This window comes from Pseudomonas cuatrocienegasensis (assembly GCF_900110925.1).
GTDB lineage: Bacteria > Pseudomonadota > Gammaproteobacteria > Pseudomonadales > Pseudomonadaceae > Aquipseudomonas > Aquipseudomonas cuatrocienegasensis.
The window spans coordinates 1-15,565 of record NZ_FOFP01000024.1 but is presented as its reverse complement, the minus strand read 5'-3'; the positions used below and the strand labels follow the sequence as shown (position 1 = coordinate 15,565).

At 64.6% G+C, this 15,565-nt stretch carries 18 protein-coding genes; 9 read left to right on the top strand and 9 right to left on the bottom strand.

Translation table 11 applies throughout. The features are described from left to right. Window positions 1-71 precede the first annotated feature (71 nt). Window positions 72-779: a DNA-3-methyladenine glycosylase gene (locus tag BMW49_RS22355; protein ID WP_069521192.1), complete on the top strand. Its 708-nt coding sequence runs from the start codon at window positions 72-74 to the stop codon at window positions 777-779. Continuing rightward, complete coding sequence (locus BMW49_RS22350) at window positions 776-2,092, top strand: bifunctional DedA family/phosphatase PAP2 family protein (protein ID WP_069521194.1); 1,317 nt, start codon at window positions 776-778, stop codon at window positions 2,090-2,092. Before BMW49_RS22355 ends, BMW49_RS22350 begins: the two co-directional genes overlap by 4 nt. A 137-nt stretch (window positions 2,093-2,229) precedes the next feature. Here BMW49_RS22350 and BMW49_RS22345 read toward each other — a convergent pair whose 3' ends face one another. The 3 genes from BMW49_RS22345 to BMW49_RS22335 all read right to left on the bottom strand — a co-directional run bounded on the left by BMW49_RS22345 (window position 2,230) and on the right by BMW49_RS22335 (window position 3,993). Further along, window positions 2,230-2,826, bottom strand: a complete 597-nt coding sequence (locus BMW49_RS22345; RefSeq protein WP_069521196.1) for an LON peptidase substrate-binding domain-containing protein — start codon at window positions 2,824-2,826, stop codon at window positions 2,230-2,232. Between the two features lie 91 nt (window positions 2,827-2,917). Further along, window positions 2,918-3,634, bottom strand: a complete 717-nt coding sequence (locus BMW49_RS22340; protein WP_069521198.1) for an LrgB family protein — start codon at window positions 3,632-3,634, stop codon at window positions 2,918-2,920. Next, window positions 3,631-3,993, bottom strand: coding sequence for a CidA/LrgA family protein (locus tag BMW49_RS22335; protein ID WP_069521200.1), 363 nt, complete (start codon window positions 3,991-3,993; stop codon window positions 3,631-3,633). Before BMW49_RS22335 ends, BMW49_RS22340 begins: the two co-directional genes overlap by 4 nt. A 246-nt stretch (window positions 3,994-4,239) precedes the next feature. Between BMW49_RS22335 and BMW49_RS22330 the strand changes: the two genes are divergently transcribed. From BMW49_RS22330 to BMW49_RS22315, 4 genes are all read left to right on the top strand, one after another. Further along, complete coding sequence (locus tag BMW49_RS22330; protein WP_069521202.1) at window positions 4,240-4,695, top strand: MaoC family dehydratase; 456 nt, start codon at window positions 4,240-4,242, stop codon at window positions 4,693-4,695. 105 nt (window positions 4,696-4,800) lie between these two features. Further along, entirely contained in the window at window positions 4,801-6,354 is a 1,554-nt protein-coding gene (locus BMW49_RS22325) for a C13 family peptidase (protein ID WP_069521204.1), read from the top strand. A gap of 32 nt (window positions 6,355-6,386) precedes the next feature. Beyond that, complete coding sequence (locus BMW49_RS22320; protein WP_069521205.1) at window positions 6,387-7,028, top strand: oxidoreductase; 642 nt, start codon at window positions 6,387-6,389, stop codon at window positions 7,026-7,028. 26 nt (window positions 7,029-7,054) lie between these two features. Continuing rightward, complete coding sequence (locus BMW49_RS22315) at window positions 7,055-7,405, top strand: DUF5629 family protein (protein WP_069521206.1); 351 nt, start codon at window positions 7,055-7,057, stop codon at window positions 7,403-7,405. Between the two features lie 5 nt (window positions 7,406-7,410). On the opposite strand, the gene BMW49_RS22310 is transcribed toward BMW49_RS22315, so the two are convergent. The 4 genes from BMW49_RS22310 to mpl form a co-directional block, all read right to left on the bottom strand. Beyond that, the gene (locus BMW49_RS22310) at window positions 7,411-8,370 is read right to left on the bottom strand and encodes a stealth family protein (protein WP_069521208.1); all 960 of its coding nucleotides are present in this window, start codon (window positions 8,368-8,370) and stop codon (window positions 7,411-7,413) included. Window positions 8,371-8,766: 396 nt separating this feature from the next. Beyond that, the gene (locus tag BMW49_RS22305; RefSeq protein WP_069521225.1) at window positions 8,767-9,060 is read right to left on the bottom strand and encodes a YceK/YidQ family lipoprotein; all 294 of its coding nucleotides are present in this window, start codon (window positions 9,058-9,060) and stop codon (window positions 8,767-8,769) included. After that, a complete protein-coding gene (gene ubiX / locus BMW49_RS22300) occupies window positions 9,053-9,685 on the bottom strand; it encodes a flavin prenyltransferase UbiX (protein ID WP_069521210.1) in 633 nt (210 codons plus the stop codon). The genes BMW49_RS22305 and ubiX overlap by 8 nt, the downstream gene beginning before the upstream one ends. A 28-nt stretch (window positions 9,686-9,713) precedes the next feature. Continuing rightward, on the bottom strand, window positions 9,714-11,069 hold the full coding sequence (gene mpl, locus BMW49_RS22295) for a UDP-N-acetylmuramate:L-alanyl-gamma-D-glutamyl-meso-diaminopimelate ligase (RefSeq protein ID WP_069521212.1): 1,356 nt from the start codon (window positions 11,067-11,069) through the stop codon (window positions 9,714-9,716). Between the two features lie 231 nt (window positions 11,070-11,300). Between mpl and BMW49_RS22290 the strand changes: the two genes are divergently transcribed. Further along, window positions 11,301-11,756, top strand: coding sequence for a GNAT family N-acetyltransferase (locus BMW49_RS22290; protein WP_069521214.1), 456 nt, complete (start codon window positions 11,301-11,303; stop codon window positions 11,754-11,756). A gap of 6 nt (window positions 11,757-11,762) precedes the next feature. Here the strand turns inward: BMW49_RS22290 and BMW49_RS22285 are convergent, their stop codons facing one another. Next, entirely contained in the window at window positions 11,763-13,346 is a 1,584-nt protein-coding gene (locus BMW49_RS22285) for a protein kinase (RefSeq protein ID WP_069521216.1), read from the bottom strand. A gap of 120 nt (window positions 13,347-13,466) precedes the next feature. Here BMW49_RS22285 and BMW49_RS22280 point away from each other — a divergent pair, with 120 nt between their 5' ends. Together BMW49_RS22280 and ppa are read left to right on the top strand one after the other, a co-directional pair. Further along, a complete protein-coding gene (locus BMW49_RS22280; RefSeq protein ID WP_069521217.1) occupies window positions 13,467-14,306 on the top strand; it encodes a M90 family metallopeptidase in 840 nt (279 codons plus the stop codon). Window positions 14,307-14,372: 66 nt separating this feature from the next. After that, on the top strand, window positions 14,373-14,900 hold the full coding sequence (gene ppa / locus BMW49_RS22275; RefSeq protein ID WP_069521219.1) for an inorganic diphosphatase: 528 nt from the start codon (window positions 14,373-14,375) through the stop codon (window positions 14,898-14,900). A 330-nt stretch (window positions 14,901-15,230) separates the two neighbouring features. Here ppa and BMW49_RS22270 read toward each other — a convergent pair. Next, a partial coding sequence (locus BMW49_RS22270) for an integrase core domain-containing protein (protein ID WP_139205713.1) occupies window positions 15,231-15,565 on the bottom strand: 335 nt, incomplete at its 5' end.

Below are 15,565 nucleotides of genomic sequence, written 5' to 3'. Positions count from 1 at the left end.
TTTGCAGGGATTCAGGCAGGGTTAAGGCGCGGTTGTTATGATTCGCCGCATCGCCCGATCATAGAGCCGTCATGCCGCCCGTATCGCCGCCCTGGCACAATGCCCGCCCCCTGCCCGCCGCCTTTTTCAACCGCGATGCCTGCGCACTGGCCTGCGACCTGCTCGGCAAGGTGATCCGCCACCGGCAGGGCGATCTCTGGCTGTCGGCGCGCATTATCGAAACCGAGGCCTACTACCTGGAAGAGAAAGGCAGCCATGCCTCTCTTGGCTATACCGAGAAACGCCGCGCGCTGTTTCTCGATGGCGGGCACATCTACATGTATTACGCCCGCGGCGGCGATTCACTGAATTTCAGCGCCAAAGGCCCTGGCAACGCGGTACTGATCAAATCTGCGGCGCCCTGGCTGGACGCCGTATCCGGCCCGGAGAGCCTGGCGCGCATGCAGGCCAATAACCCCGACCGCCTGGGACTGCAGCGTCCCAGCGAGCGCCTGTGCGCCGGCCAGACCCTGCTGTGCAAGGCTCTTGGCCTGCGCGTACCCGACTGGGACGCACGCCCCTTCGACCCGCAGCGGTTGTTCGTCGAGGATGTGGGCAGCACCCTGCCCCGCGCACTGCAAACCACTCGCCTGGGCATCCCGGTGGGCCGCGATGAGCACCTGCTGTATCGCTTCGTCGACCCGGCCTACGCGCGCCAGTGCACGCGAAACCCTTTGCGCCGTGGCCAGGTCGAAGGCCGCGACTATCACTGGATTACACCTTCGGAGAGCAGCAAATGAGCGAATGGCTCGCCAGTCTGACCGCCTGGCTAGGCGCCCACCCGCAATGGCTGGGCCTGGCAATCTTCGTGATTGCCTGCATCGAGTGCCTGGCGATTGCCGGCATCGTCGTCCCTGGCACCGTATTGCTGTTCGCCGTGGCCGTGCTGGCTGGCAGCGGCAGCCTGTCACTGGGCGAAACCCTGCTGCTGGCCTACACCGGCGGCCTGCTTGGCGATGCATTGTCCTATGGCCTGGGCCGTTACTTTCATCAGGACATCCGGCGCTTGCCGGGCCTGCGGCATCACCCGCAATGGCTGGCCGGGGCCGAGCAGTATTTCCAACGCTACGGCGTCGCCAGCTTGCTGGTCGGCCGCTATATCGGCCCGTTGCGCCCGATGCTGCCGATGGTCGCCGGCATGTGCAATATGCCGTTTGGCCGCTTTGTGGCGGTGAGTCTGCTGGCGGCAGCCGGCTGGGCGGTGGCCTACCTGCTGCCGGGCTGGGCCACAGGCGCAGCCTTGCGCCTGCCGCTGCCGCCTGGTTTCTGGCCGCAAGCAGCGGTAGTAGCCGCGGGCCTGGCGCTGCTGGTGCTGATCAGCGTTCATAGCAGCGCCCATGGCCAACGTCATGCCAGCGCTATCACTGCCGGACTGAGCCTGCTGGTTCTGCTCGGGCTATTTATCGGTTGGCCCCAGCTGATACAACTCGACCAGGGGCTGCTGGCGCTGGTACAGGAGCAACGCAGCGCCCTGCTCGACCCACTGGTGATTTTCATCACCCACCTGGGCGACTTCAGCGTACAACTGCTCGCCGCCGTGCTGCTCTGCCTGCTGTTGCTGGCCACGCGGCAGTGGCGCGCGCTGATTTTCAGCGTCGCCACACTGCTAGGCACGGCGCTGGCCAATGGTGCACTCAAAGCACTGTTCGCCCGACAGCGCCCTGACGTATTGCTGGAGCCGTTAAGCAGCTACAGCTTCCCCAGCGGCCACAGCTCGGCAGCGTTCGCCTTTTTTCTGGTGTTGGGGGTGTTGGCGGGCCGCGACCAGCCGGTGCGTATGCGTCTGACCTGGCTGGTCCTGGCCTGCCTGCCGGCTGCCGCCATCGCCGGCTCGCGGGTCTATCTGGGCGTGCATTGGCCCAGCGACGTGATCGCCGGCGCCTTGTTGGCCAGCAGCCTGTGCGCCATCAGCCTGTACCTGTGCCAGTGGCGCACGCCGCTGCATGCCTTATCGGCGCGGATCTGGTGGCTGGTGCTACCGGCATGCCTGGGACTGCTCGGCAGTATGGCGCTGTGGCGCCTGGGAGAAGGGGTGCTGCTGTACCGCTACTAATGTCGCGACACACATAATTGGTCGCTATCCGTAGGAGCGAATTTATTCGCGATAATCCTTGAAAGCGCTGAAAGCATCGCGGCTAAAGCCTCTCCACGATCAATCGCGAATAAAGGCTAGGCGCCCACCCTTCGCTCCTACCCTTCGCCATTCATCTCGCGCTGCAGCGCTTCGAGCAGCACTTGCAGACGGCCAAGGCGTTCCTGCGGGTCATCCAGGGTCAGCAATTGCACCTTCTGCTCGGGAGGCAGGGGCAGCAGGTAGGCCAGGCGATTGGCCAACACGGCCTGGTCATCCACCTCGCTGCCAATACCCAGGCCGCTGACCATCGGGTGGTCGACCAAGGCGCCGAGCAGGGCCAGCAGATCGGCATCGCCCGCTTGCAGCGGTAGGGCTTCGGTGTCATCCAGCCAATCCACGTCGGCCAGGGTCAGTTGATCCGGCAATACCTGAGCGCGGTTGACCTTGAAGCGCCGCGCACCCTCGACGCGGATGCCGAGCAGGCCATTGGGCCGCTGCTGAAAATCACAGATGCGCGCCTCACAACCAATCGCGGCAAACTGCCCAGCGGCTTCACCCACCTCATCACCTTCAACAATGGCCACCACGCCGAAGCCTTCGCCCTGCTTCATGCAGCGGCTGATCATGTCCAGGTAACGCGCCTCGAAAATCTGCAAATCCAGCGGACAACCGGGAAACAGCACAGTGTTGAGGGGAAACAGGGGCAGGTTCATCGCCATATCCTCGAAAACGGTGAAATATCCAACGCCCGTCCAGGGCGCCTCAAGTATTCGCGGCCAAGCGCGGGCCAGCTAACCACTCGCCTCAGCGCAACAGCACAACGGCCAATGGCAGCAACACCGCGGTGATCATGCCCATCAGGCTCATGGCCAACGCCGCAAAGGCGCCGCACTCCTCGCCTTCCTGCATCGCCCTGGCGGTGCCGACTGCGTGGGCGGTGATACCCAGGGCCATACCCATCGCCGCCGGGTGACAGACGCCAAACAGACGCAGCAGCGAGGGGCCGACAATCGCCCCGACCACCCCGGTGATCATCACGAAGACCGCCGCCAGCGCTGCGATCCCACCAATCTGCTCCGCCACCAGCATGGCGATAGGCGAGGTCACCGACTTGGGCGCCATGCTCATCAGCATCAGGTGCTCGGCGCCCAGCAACCAGGCAAAGGCCACGCCCAGCACGGTGGCGACGCCGCCACCGATAAACAGGGTCAGTAGCGTCGGCCAAAACAGCTGGCGAATACGCCGCAGATTGAGAAACAGCGGCACCGCCAACGCAACGGTGGTCGGCCCCAGAAACAGCGTCAGGGCCTCGGCACTGACGCGGTACTCGGCAAAGCTCAGGCCGCACACCAGTAGCACGCCGATCACGATCAGCATCGACACCAGCACCGGCTGCAAAAACACCCAACGGGTGCGCTCGTATGCGGCAATCGCCACCTGATAGGCGCCCAGGGTCACCCCGGCGCCAAACAGTGGGTGGTGGGTGACCGCCTGCCAGGCGCCATACCAATCCAGACTCATACCTGACCCCGACGACGCTGCTGGCGTTCGATGAGTTTCTGCATCAGCCAACCGGCAAACACCAGCGAGAACACCAGCGACAGCACCAGCGCACCAACCACGGCCCAGAAGTCCGCCACGATGTCGGCGGCATAGGCCATCACCCCCACTGCCGGCGGCACCAGCAACAGCGGCAAGTAGCGCAGCAGGCTGCCGGCCGCCTGCTGCAACGGCTCACTGACCTCGCCGCGCAGCAGCAGAAAGATGAACAACAGCAGCATGCCGATGATCGGCCCCGGCAGCATCGGCATCAGCAACACGTTCAGGGCCGTGCCCAGCAATTGGCACAGCACCAGCCAGGATAGGCCGCGTAACAGCATGGAAAGTCTCCGTATCGATCAGCCCGGCACTGGCAGCGCGAGGATGCAACCAGCGGGCAATAAGTGGCCATTATAGGCAGCAACGTGGCTGGTCTATAACCCGCCATTCAGCATGCGTCGCCAGGGTTGACCGCCGGCAGCGAGCATGCTGATCTAGGGTCTGCTGCCGTTTCGTCGCGAACGAAACGGCAACAGCCCCTAAGGGTTCAAGGAATAAAACAACACCCGTCTTCTCCAGGAGGAAATATGCCGTCAGTACCTGTTGCACAACTGCAAGACTACGTGGGCAAAGAACTCGGCCGCTCCGACTGGCTGACCATCGACCAGGCGCGGATCAACCAGTTCGCCGACTGCACAGGCGATCACCAGTTCATCCATGTCGACCCGGAGAAAGCCAAACGCACGCCGTTCGGCGGCACCATTGCCCACGGTTTCCTCTCGTTGTCGCTGATTCCGATGTTGATGGAAGACATCATGCTTATGCCCGAAGGCCTGAAAATGGCCGTCAACTACGGGCTCGATAGCGTGCGCTTTATCCAGCCGGTGAAAGTCGATTCGCGCGTACGCCTGGTCGTGACCCTGACCGATGCCAACGAGAAGAACCCCAGCCAATGGCTGCTCAAGGCGCGTGCTGTGCTGGAAATCGAGGGCCAGGAAAAGCCGGCCTATATCGCCGAACCGCTGACCCTCTGCTTCGTCTGACACCCGACAGCACCGGTGCGCGGCATGCCCTGCCGCACCGGCACCGCTGCCCGCCTCCCCACACTTTGCGGCATACTCGCGTCATACCCACCCCGGAACGTCGCCATGCCCCGCTTAACAGCCCTGGCCCCCTTGAGCCTCAGCCTGCTGCTTGCCGCCTGCGGCGAGGGCGAATCTCTACTCCCGGCCGATGCCGTGCTGCCCGACGGTACGCGCTATTACGGCAGCCTGGTGGACGGCCGCCTGCAGGGTGAAGGTCGCCTGGATTACCCGGACGGCAGCACCTATCGCGGCAGCTTCGTGGCAGGACGTTTCGCTGGCGAAGGCCGTCTGGAGCGTCAGGGCGAGATTTATCAGGGCCAGTTCAAGGACGGTTTGTTCGACGGCCTGGGGCTTTATCTGTATGCCGACGGCAGCCAATACCAGGGACAGTTCAGCGCCGGCCAGGCGAGCGGCCAGGGTATGCGCACCGACGCCCAGGGCAATCAGTTCAGTGGACTGTTTGTCGCCGGCGTACTGCAAGGCCCCGGCAGTTACCGAGGCGCCGAGGGCGACCTGTACAGCGGCGGTTTCGAGGCTGACCAGTTTCATGGCCAAGGCCGTTACCAGGGCACTGACGGCGCGGTCTGGAGCGGCCAATTCAACAATGGCAGCCTGACGGGCGAAGGCCAGTACCTCGGCACGGATGGCAGCAGTTACCAGGGTCAGTTCCGCGACTGGCGATACCACGGCAAGGGGCAACTGAGCCAAGCCGACGGCAGTATCTATATCGGCCAGTTCGTACGCGATGAGCTCCATGGACAAGGCGTGCTGACCCACGCCGACGGCCAGGTCGAGGCCGGTACCTGGGCGGCCGGGCGCCGCATACGCGATGACGCCGAGCGCCTGCTGCCTGACCCGCTGGAGATCGCCCTGCTCGATCAAGGCCGCCTGCTGGATGAGGCACTGGCCGCCGTGCCGGCCTCAAGCCCCGCGCCGGAACTCTATACACTGACCCTGGCCGGCGATGGCAAGCAGAGCGTATTCCTGCGCGAAGCCGACTATGTCACCAACCTGCTAACCGAGCGCTTCGCCGCCCACGGCAGCGTCACCCTGGTCAACCACCGCGACCACCTCGCCGACCGCCCGCTGGCTACCCGCGAGAACCTCACGCGGGCGGTACAGACTCTGGCCGAGCGCAGCGGCCCGGAAGATGTCGTGTTCCTTTACCTGACCAGCCACGGCTCGGCGAGCCACGCCCTGAATCTCGACCAGCCGCGCCTGCAACTGGCCGACCTCGCCGCGCGCGACCTGGCGACCCTGCTGCAGCCCCTGGCGGACCGGCACAAGGTGGTGGTGATTTCGGCCTGCTACTCCGGCGGTTTCATCCCGCCACTCAAGGACGACAAGACCCTGATCATGACCGCCGCCCGCGCCGACCGGGTGTCCTTCGGTTGCTCGGAAGAGGCCGACTTCACCTACTTCGGCCGCGCCCTGTTCGCCGACGCCCTGAGCCAGACCGATGACCTGCAAAAGGCCTTCGACCTGGCCGCCGCGCATGTTGCCGAACGCGAGCAGGCCGACGGCTTCGAAGCCTCACAACCGCAACTCTGGGCACCGCCTGCGGTTCTCAACCAATGGCGCCGGGTACGTGATGCCCAGTCGGCGCCACACGACTAATTGCAGGGCCACGAGCGGAGACCACCAGCCTTATGTATTTGACCCCGCAGCATATTCTTCTCGCCGGCGCGACCGGTCTCACCGGCGAGCACCTGCTCGACCGCCTGCTCAGCGAGCCAACCGTCAGCCGCGTGCTGGCCCCCAGCCGCCGGCCACTGGCCGAACACCAGCACCTGGACAACCCGATCGGTGAACTGAGCGACCTGCTGCCGCAGTTGCAAGGGCCGGTGGACACCGCCTTCTGCTGCCTGGGCACGACCCTCAAACAGGCTGGCTCCCAGGCCGCGTTTCGCGCCGTCGACCATGACCTGGTGGTGGCCTTTGCCGAACGCGCCCGAGCGCTCGGTGCCCGCCACCTGCTGGTAATCAGCGCGCTGGGCGCCGACCCGGCCTCCTCGGTGTTCTACAACCGGGTCAAAGGTGAGACCGAACAGGCGCTGATCGCCCAGAACTGGCCGCAATTGACCCTGGCCAGGCCCTCGCTGCTGCTCGGCCCACGCAACGACTTCCGCCTCGGCGAACGCCTGGCCGCCCCCTTGATGCGCTGGCTGCCCGGTCGCTACCGCGGCATCGAGGTCGCCGTGCTGGCCCGCGCCCTGTGGCGCCTGGCCCTGGAGGAAGACCAGGGCGTGCGCGTGATAGAGTCCGACCACTTACGCCGCCTGGGCCGCTGAGCCCATCCACCGACAAGAGAATGCCCATGACCTCATCCCACAACAGCCTGATCGAGGCGCTGGAAGCCGCCGACATGCTGGAAATCGACGGCCTGCATGCCTGGCAGTTCAGCCTCGACAAGGAACTGCTCGCCCAGGTCGCCTCGGGCTCGGCCGATGCGGACAGCACAGCGCGGCCCTTGCTGGGAATCGAGTGCATCGACGGCCGCACACACCGCAGCTGGCGCTTCAGCCTCGGCGAAGTGCGCGCGGCGCAGTACCAGAGTGAAGATGCCTGCTGGCAGCTCAAGGCCGGCGAAGAGGGGCACCAGCTACGCTGCTTCGATGCCATTAGCGGCGACAACGAAGACGACGGCGAAGCGCCTATCACCGAGTAAGAGGCTTAGGCCACGCGGCGCACAAACACCTGGTCCATGACCCGCTGCATGATGCGCTGGGTGGCACTGATCTCACGGTCGTCACCCTGGTCATTGATGCACAGGCTGAGCTTGCGCCCCAGTACCTGCTGCTCGATAAAGGCGCCGACCTGCTCGGCATCGGTGTCGAAATCATCGGTCATCAGGTAGGCGCACTCGTCAGCGCGCACCTCGCCACGACCCAGGGTCAGGCACCAGTCGCCGTACAGGTTGGCCAGAATGCTCTGGCCGCTCACCCGGCGGAACTTCTCTTCACGCACCTCGCGAAAGATCGCCGGATGCGCCGCCTCCAGCTCATTCATCCAACTGCGCCGCACCCCGCGCGGAGCGTGGGCGAGCACCCGTTCGACCGTCGAACGACCGTAGTGGCGGCGCATCCACTGCCGGGCGTTGAAGGCATCGTTATGCCCGGACAGGCTCTGCACATCGCCCTGCAGCGGCAGCGGCTCATCGGTGAGGTGGACCACGCAACCGCGCACGCCAAAGAAGTCGGCAAAACCGGCCTCGCGCATCAGAAACACATCGTCGTTGAACGCGACAAAGTGCTCGCTCAGGCCCGGAATAAGGTGCAGGGAGGCCTCGATTGCGCGCGAAGAAAACGTCGGCAGCAGCTCGGCCGGAATAAAATCGCTGTGATCGACCACGCTTACCTCGGGAAAGTCCCCCAGCCAACTGGGCCGTTGGCCGTCAGTCACCAGAAACACCCGGCGCAGATCGCGGCAGAAGCGCCGCAACGAACACAGCAGGTAGTGCAGTTCGCCGTTATCGCGAAAGCGCCCTTCGACATTGGCCGTGGCCAGGGTGACACCTGCGGCGATCTCGCCACAGTGCGCAGCGCGGCGGGCGCGCCAGAGCGGGTCGGCGCCATCGACCCAGGTGATGACCACGTCGAAAGACGCAGCCGTGGCGTTCAGGTATGCAGCCATGTGACCGTACTCGTGTGCAGAGAAGAACGGTCGCGTCTGCTCCAGAACGCTGGCCAACGACCCGACAAACCGCCGGATGTGTGCAGGACCGATAAGGGTGTCGCCTTGACCACGCCAGCCTGCGGGACCGCGCCCCAGGGCCGCGGCTCATGCCCGAGCACACCCGGCTGGAGGCGCCGGGCATGCGGAGGGAGGGAAAAATGCGGCGCGCAGCATAGCAGCATGGCAGTGGCTTTACCCGCACCAATCAGCATTTAAAGACGGCTATAAACGCGACTCAGGTAGGAGCGCCGCCCCGGCGCGAAGCTTTTGGGGCTATCAGATAGACCGCTGAATGGCTGCTATTCGCCGCGAGGCGTGGCGCCTAAGAGAAACACACAGAACGGGGACATAGCCTTAAAGACCGCCGCTGACACCCAGGCTCACGCCCAGCTCGACCGCCAGAGCGAAGGGCAACAGCAGGGTATCGAGCAGGGCACTGGCCGGCAGGTCCAGCGCGGGATACGCCGGGGCCTCGGCGCCGAAGCGCTCCAGCGGGCAACAGCCGCCCTGCAGGCTGTACCAGTCCAGCCGGGTGCCGGCGTAGATCACCGGGGCGCCGGGTTTGGCGGCATCCAGGGTGCGCACGCTGGCGCAGCCGACCAGCAGCAGCGGCGCCAGCACGGCCAGCCAGCACAGCGGCTTATTCATCGCCACTGACCCGGTGATGCTCGCCCCAGCGCGGCAGCATGTCCTGGGGCACGCCCAGGCAATTGAGGATGCGCGCGACGACGAAGTCGATCAGGTCATCGATGGTTTGCGGCTGATGGTAAAAGCCCGGCGCCGCCGGCAGGATGATCGCGCCCATGTTTGACAGCTTGAGCATGTTCTCCAGGTGAATGCTGGAGAACGGCGCCTCGCGCGGCACCAGAATCAACTGCCGGCGCTCCTTGAGCGTGACGTCAGCGGCGCGCTCGATCAGGTTGTTGCAGGCACCGCTGGCAATCGCCGACAGGCTGCCGGTGCTGCACGGCACCACCACCATGGCGCTGGGCGCGCCGGAGCCGGAGGCCACCGGCGACATCCAGTCCTCCTTGCCGTACACACGTATCTGCCCCGGCGCGGCGCCGGTGTACTCGCTGAGAAACGCCTGCATGGCCTGCGGCTTGGCCGGCAGGGTCACGTCTGTCTCGGTGGCCAGCACCAGCTGCGCGGCCTTGGAGATCAGAAAATGCACCTCGCGGTCCTCGCGCACCAGGCAATCGAGCAGGCGCAGGCCGTATTGCGCGCCAGAGGCACCGGTCATGGCCAGGGTAATGCGTTCGGGACCGTTCATTGCTACTCCTTGCAGCCGCTGATTAGGCTCAGTTGTTCAGTGCGGCCGCGAGCTTGCCGTGCAAGCCGCCAAAGCCGCCGTTGCTCATCACCACCACCTGGGTACCGGGCTGTGCCTCGGCGGTGACGCCGGCGATGATTGCCTCCAGGGAGTCACAGACCTGGGTCTGCACCGGCGAGGCTGCGACGCAGGCCGCCAGATCCCAGCCCAGGTTCGGCGGCGCGTACCAGTACACCGAATCAGCCTGGCGCACCGACTCGGCCAGGCCATCGCGGTGTGCACCGAGCTTCATGGAGTTGGAGCGCGGCTCGACGATGGCAATCAGCCGGGTATGCGCACCGATGCGCTGGCGCAGGCCGTCGAGTGTGGTGGCGATGGCGGTCGGGTGGTGGGCGAAGTCGTCATACAGCGTCACTCCACGCACCTCGGCGACCTTCTCCATTCGACGTTTGGCATTGATAAAGCGGCCCAGCGCTTCGATGCCCAGCGCCGGCACCACCCCAACGTGCCGCGCCGCGGCCAGCACGGCCAGGGCATTGGCGACGTTGTGCTGGCCGGTCAGCTCCCAGGCCACCACGCCCTCGACCTTGCCGGCAAAGCTCACCTCGAAGCGCGAGCCATCGGCGCTGAGCAGGCGCGCCTGCCACTGGCCGTCGGCACCGGTGGTCTGCACCGGCGTCCAGCAGCCCATCTCGATCACCCGCACCAGCGCGGCTTCGCGTGCCGGATGGATAATCAGGCCGTCACCTGGCACGGTTCGCACCAGATGGTGGAACTGTCGCTCAATGGCCGCCAGATCCGGGAAAATATCCGCGTGATCGAACTCCAGGTTATTCAAAATCGCGGTGCGCGGGCGGTAGTGGACGAACTTGCTGCGCTTGTCGAAAAACGCGCTGTCGTACTCATCCGCCTCGACCACGAAAAACGGCGTCTCACCCAGACGCGCGGAAATACCGAAATTCTGCGGCACACCACCGATCAGAAACCCCGGGCTCATGCCCGCGTGCTCCAGCACCCAGGCGAGCATGCTCGAGCTGCTGGTCTTGCCATGGGTGCCGGCCACGGCCAACACCCAACGGCCCTGCAGCACATGGTCGGCCAGCCACTGCGGCCCGCTGACATAGGGCAACCCCTGGTTGAGCACGTACTCCACAGCCGGGTTGCCGCGGCTCATGGCATTGCCGACCACCACAAGGTCGGGCGCCGGCTGCAGGTGCGCCGGCTCATAGCCTTGCAGCAACTCGATGCCCTGGGCTTCGAGCTGGGTGCTCATGGGGGGGTAGACGTTGGCATCGGAGCCGGTGACCCGGTGACCGAGGGCCTTGGCGAGAACCGCCAGCGAGCCCATAAAGGTGCCGCAAATGCCGAGGATATGAATGTGCATGAACAATTCCGCAAACAGGCTGGAGGGGCCGTGTGACAAGGCCGCTGAAACTCGCCGCAGATTACCACAGCGCCCCGCGGCGGCGCTGCCGTGGCACGCGGCCAGCCGTAGAAGGCATTATCAAACGCGCGCCTAGATTGCACTTTCCAATCGCTTTGAGGCAGCATCGGCCTACCACTGGCATAGCACCTGCATTGCCATTGCCGCCATCCTTCGACGTCGAGGCTCGCCATGCGTATCGTCCCAGCCACCCTGGAACACCTGGACCTGTTGACCCCGCTGTTCGTTAAATACCGCGAATTCTACGGCGAGCTGCCCTTCCCCGAGTCGTCGCGCAAGTTTCTGGAAAAGCGCCTGCGCCGCAAGGAGTCAGTGATCTATCTGGCCCTGGCCGACGACGAGGACAAGCTGATGGGCTTCTGCCAGCTCTACCCCAGCTACTCGTCGCTGTCGCTCAAGCGCGTGTGGATCCTCAATGACATCTACGTGGCCGAGGATGCCCGCCGCCAGTTGGTCGCCGACCGCCTGCTGCAGACCGCGAAGAAGATGGCCAAGGAGACCAATGCCGTGCGCATGCGCGTGGCCACCAGCCGCGACAACGAGGTGGCGCAGAAGGTCTATGAGTCGATCGGCTTCGTCGAAGACGACCAGTTCAAGAACTACGTGCTGCCAATCAATAGCGATTAAGCCGGTTCAGCTCCCCAAACTAAGGAGCAACCCAACCCCCAACTGCACCATCAGCACACCGAGCAGTGCCAGCCGCCAGGGTTCGCGTCGCACGCTCGGCTGCAGGGTGCGCGGTGCCGGGCTCTGCAAAGCCAGGCGAAACTCCGAGAGTGCGGCAAAGCGTGCCTCTGGCTGCGGCGCCAGGGCCCGCGCCAATACGCCATCCCAGCCCGGCGGCAGGCGCCGGGTAAAGTTGCTCAGCGGCACATAGCGACTGGCACGCCCGCCCTCGGGCCGGGCGATTTCCGGCCATTGCCCACACAGCAGCCAGTACACCAGCGCAGCCAGGGCGAACTGGTCGGCGCGGCCATCCACCAGGCGTCCCTCGCGCGCCTCAGGCGCCAGTGGCAATAGCTCGGCCACTGCCGTTTGCGGCGGCACGCCAGGCAACAGCAGCGCCTGCTCAGGGAACAGCCACAGCTGCCCGGTCTCGCTGACCAACAGGCTGCGCGGCGCCAGCAGCAAGCCTTGCATGCCACGTCGTTGCAGCGCACGCACGGCCTCGATGGCCTGATCCAGCAGCGCCAGCACCCGCGCGGCATCCACTGTCTCACGGGCGGCGCGCCAGCTCGCCAGGCTACGCACGCCCGCTGGCGGCGCCTGGAACAGGTGCATGGCATGGCAGCGCGGCTGGCTGCTGGAGAGCACTGGCGCAAGGGCGCGTGCACGGCTGCGACGCATCGCCCACTCGTGTTGCCAGAAGGCGTCATCCGCCGGTTTTTCGCTCAGCCACAACAAGGCCTCACGGCCCCCAGCATCCTGCGCACGAAATACCCGCCCCGGAGGGCCGAAGCCGCACGCGGCGGTCAGGGTCCAGCCATCGAGCACTTGTCCTACTATCGGCGCCTCTACAGGCGGCCAGGTGAGTGGCGACAAGGGTAATGCCTGCGCCTCCATCTGCAGCAGCAACGCTGCCACCGCACCGGGCGCGCGCAGCAAGGGGGCGAGCAGCGCATCCAGCCCCTCTTCGGTTACCACCTGACAGGCACTGCCCAACTGTGTCAGGTCGACCACGCCAAACAACGGCTGTGGCGCCATCACCAGCACCTGCCCGGCACTCAGCGGCAGGCTGTGCTGCACCAGCGCCAGTTCGGCCTGCTGCCCGAGGGCCAGGTCTTCGCGCCCGGCAAGGCTCTGCAAGCTGCCGCCGTGATAGCGCAACAGGCCAATCGCGCCAGCCTGGAGAAACTGCGCTTCGCCCTCCTGCACCAGCAGCAGCCCGGCGCCCACCAACGGTGATCCACGTCCCGCTTCACCCTGGGCATGGAGCTGCTGGTTGAGCGCGGCCAGCACCTGACGGGCGGCCTGCGCCTCGCTCCAGTTCGAGGGGGTGCAGGCGAAATCGGCAAACAGTGCATCCAGGTGCCGCTCGACAACCCGCACCACATCAGCGCATTCCCGGGCCCACAAGAGCGCAACCAGCAACAACGGGCCGCGTCCCTCGCGCCCAGGCAGCCACTGCACCCGCACCCGTGCAGCCTGGCCGGGCAGGTCGAGGCCCTGTCCGTGGGCCAGACAGGCGGACAACCGGGATAGGCGGTCGGTCGACATAAGCAGCCCCTCGTAAAAGCAGATACCTGCCTCGTTGCAGCCTTTATGCCTACTCCTGATCTTGCCCGGCCCGACAGCTGCCCTTATGGTGGCCTGCCCAACCGCCCGAGTCCCTGCCCCATGTGGTCGTTTCATGCCTGGCGCCGCCAGCGCATCCTCGCTCGCCATCCTGTCGACGCCGCCACCTGGCAGGCGGTCCGCCAGGCCCTGCCGATTCTTGACGGTCTTGCCGAAGCGGATCTGCAGCGCCTGCGCGAGCGCGCCCAACTGTTTGTGCACGCCAAGCACATCAGCGCCCTGCCCGGTGTCGAACTCGACTTCAGCGAGCGTTTGATCCTCGCGGTCCAGGCCGAACTGCCACTGCTGCAACTCGACGAACTCAACTGGTACCAGGGCTTTCATGAACTCATCCTCTACCCCGATGACTTCATCAGCCCACAGCGCCACCGCGACGCCAGCGGCGTGGAACACGAATGGGACGGCGAACACAGCGGCGAGGCCTGGCAGCAAGGCCCGGTGATTCTCGCCTGGCCAGGCGTACGTGCCAGTGGCGGCTGGGACGGTTACAACCTGGTGATCCATGAACTGGCGCACAAGCTCGATATGCTCAATGGCGACGCCAACGGCCTGCCGCCGCTGCACAACAACATGCGCGTCGGCGACTGGGCGCAAGCCATGCAGAGCGCCTTTGATCAGCTCAACGCCACCCTGGATGCCAACCCCGACGCCGAAACCGCCATCGACCCTTATGCCGCAGAAAACCCGGCCGAGTTCTTTGCCGTGACCAGCGAATACTTCTTCAGCGCCCCGGACCTGCTGGCCGAAGCCTTCCCCGCGGTGTACGCGCAGCTCGCGCTGTTCTACCGCCAGGACCCGCACACGCGACTGCAAGGCCTGCTCGCGGCCCACCCTGACTACCGCACACCACCGAATGACGGGCAATCCGCGACCAATGGCTAGCATGGTAAAGCCTGGGGAATGTGCCTATAATCGCGCCACTTTTTTGGCCCACCAGGGAGTCGCCCCATGAGCTACAGCAAGATTCCAGCCGGCAAAGATCTGCCGAACGACATCTACGTCGCCATCGAAATCCCGGCCAACCACGCGCCGATCAAATACGAGATCGATCACGACACCGATTGCCTGATGGTCGACCGGTTTATGGCCACCCCCATGTTCTACCCGGCCAACTACGGCTTTATCCCGCACACCCTGGCGGACGACGGCGACCCCCTCGACGTGCTGGTCGTGACCCCCTACCCGGTCGCCCCTGGCTCGGTCATCCGTGCCCGCCCGGTCGGTGTACTGCTGATGAGCGACGAAGCCGGCGGCGACGCCAAGCTGGTTGCTGTACCGCACGACAAACTGAGCGTGCTGTACAAAGACGTACAGGAATACACCGACCTGCCGCCGCTGCTGATCGAGCAGATCAAGCACTTCTTCGAGAACTACAAAGACCTCGAAAAGGGTAAGTGGGTCAAAGTTGAAGGTTGGGCCGGCGCCGATGAGGCCCGCAACCTGATTAATAAGGCAGCCGCGGCTTACCAAAAATAAGCTGAGGCATCCCCCTAAAAACCGGCCACAAGCCGGTTTTTTTATGCCTGAAATAATCCTATCCAATCCGCGCTTCCTCTTGCTAGCCTAGGCAAATCAAGGGCTTCAGCTAACTCCCTAGCCGATGCGTTCCAACCCAACCTCATCCGAAGATAAAGTGGGGGGGATAAGCGGAAAAGTGATGTAGTGAGGAGTGCAGGTGTAAGCCATACGCGGCACACTCACTCTTTTCGGAACGCCAACTAGCCAGTTATCTGACCGCGCTGCGAGCCGCTCCACCAACTTTAGGAATGGATTAAGGAAAATGGACAGTTTTGATCAGTGTAGTGGTCAACTAATCCCGGACACCTCGATAGGTCGTTCCGACGCCATCGTTTGTTCGTAAACGGTCGGTGGCAGATATCCCAGTTTCGAATGCAGTCGCTCGTTATTGTAAAACCCAACGATATATTCAGTGATGTCGCGTGTCGCTTCGGCATGGTTGGCATAATCGCGCCGCCATACCCGCTCCATTTTCAAGCTCAGGAAGAAGCGCTCCATCACTGAGTTATCCCAGCAGTTACCTTTACGACTCATGCTCTGCTGCATATCGTTTCTGGCCAACAGTGCTCTATAGCTCGCGCTGGCGTATTGGCTGCCGCGATCCGAGTGAGCGATCAGACCCG

Bases quoted from the DNA above. Each gene is read 5' to 3' on its own strand.
- BMW49_RS22355 (WP_069521192.1), top strand. From the start codon at position 72: ATGCCGCCCGTATCGCCGCCCTGGCACAATGCCCGCCCCCTGCCCGCC.
- BMW49_RS22350 (WP_069521194.1), top strand. From the start codon at position 776: ATGAGCGAATGGCTCGCCAGTCTGACCGCCTGGCTAGGCGCCCACCCG.
- BMW49_RS22345 (WP_069521196.1), bottom strand. From the start codon at position 2,826: ATGAACCTGCCCCTGTTTCCCCTCAACACTGTGCTGTTTCCCGGTTGT.
- BMW49_RS22340 (WP_069521198.1), bottom strand. From the start codon at position 3,634: ATGAGTCTGGATTGGTATGGCGCCTGGCAGGCGGTCACCCACCACCCA.
- BMW49_RS22335 (WP_069521200.1), bottom strand. From the start codon at position 3,993: ATGCTGTTACGCGGCCTATCCTGGCTGGTGCTGTGCCAATTGCTGGGC.
- BMW49_RS22330 (WP_069521202.1), top strand. From the start codon at position 4,240: ATGCCGTCAGTACCTGTTGCACAACTGCAAGACTACGTGGGCAAAGAA.
- BMW49_RS22325 (WP_069521204.1), top strand. From the start codon at position 4,801: ATGCCCCGCTTAACAGCCCTGGCCCCCTTGAGCCTCAGCCTGCTGCTT.
- BMW49_RS22320 (WP_069521205.1), top strand. From the start codon at position 6,387: ATGTATTTGACCCCGCAGCATATTCTTCTCGCCGGCGCGACCGGTCTC.
- BMW49_RS22315 (WP_069521206.1), top strand. From the start codon at position 7,055: ATGACCTCATCCCACAACAGCCTGATCGAGGCGCTGGAAGCCGCCGAC.
- BMW49_RS22310 (WP_069521208.1), bottom strand. From the start codon at position 8,370: ATGGCTGCATACCTGAACGCCACGGCTGCGTCTTTCGACGTGGTCATC.
- BMW49_RS22305 (WP_069521225.1), bottom strand. From the start codon at position 9,060: ATGAATAAGCCGCTGTGCTGGCTGGCCGTGCTGGCGCCGCTGCTGCTG.
- ubiX (WP_069521210.1), bottom strand. From the start codon at position 9,685: ATGAACGGTCCCGAACGCATTACCCTGGCCATGACCGGTGCCTCTGGC.
- mpl (WP_069521212.1), bottom strand. From the start codon at position 11,069: ATGCACATTCATATCCTCGGCATTTGCGGCACCTTTATGGGCTCGCTG.
- BMW49_RS22290 (WP_069521214.1), top strand. From the start codon at position 11,301: ATGCGTATCGTCCCAGCCACCCTGGAACACCTGGACCTGTTGACCCCG.
- BMW49_RS22285 (WP_069521216.1), bottom strand. From the start codon at position 13,346: ATGTCGACCGACCGCCTATCCCGGTTGTCCGCCTGTCTGGCCCACGGA.
- BMW49_RS22280 (WP_069521217.1), top strand. From the start codon at position 13,467: ATGTGGTCGTTTCATGCCTGGCGCCGCCAGCGCATCCTCGCTCGCCAT.
- ppa (WP_069521219.1), top strand. From the start codon at position 14,373: ATGAGCTACAGCAAGATTCCAGCCGGCAAAGATCTGCCGAACGACATC.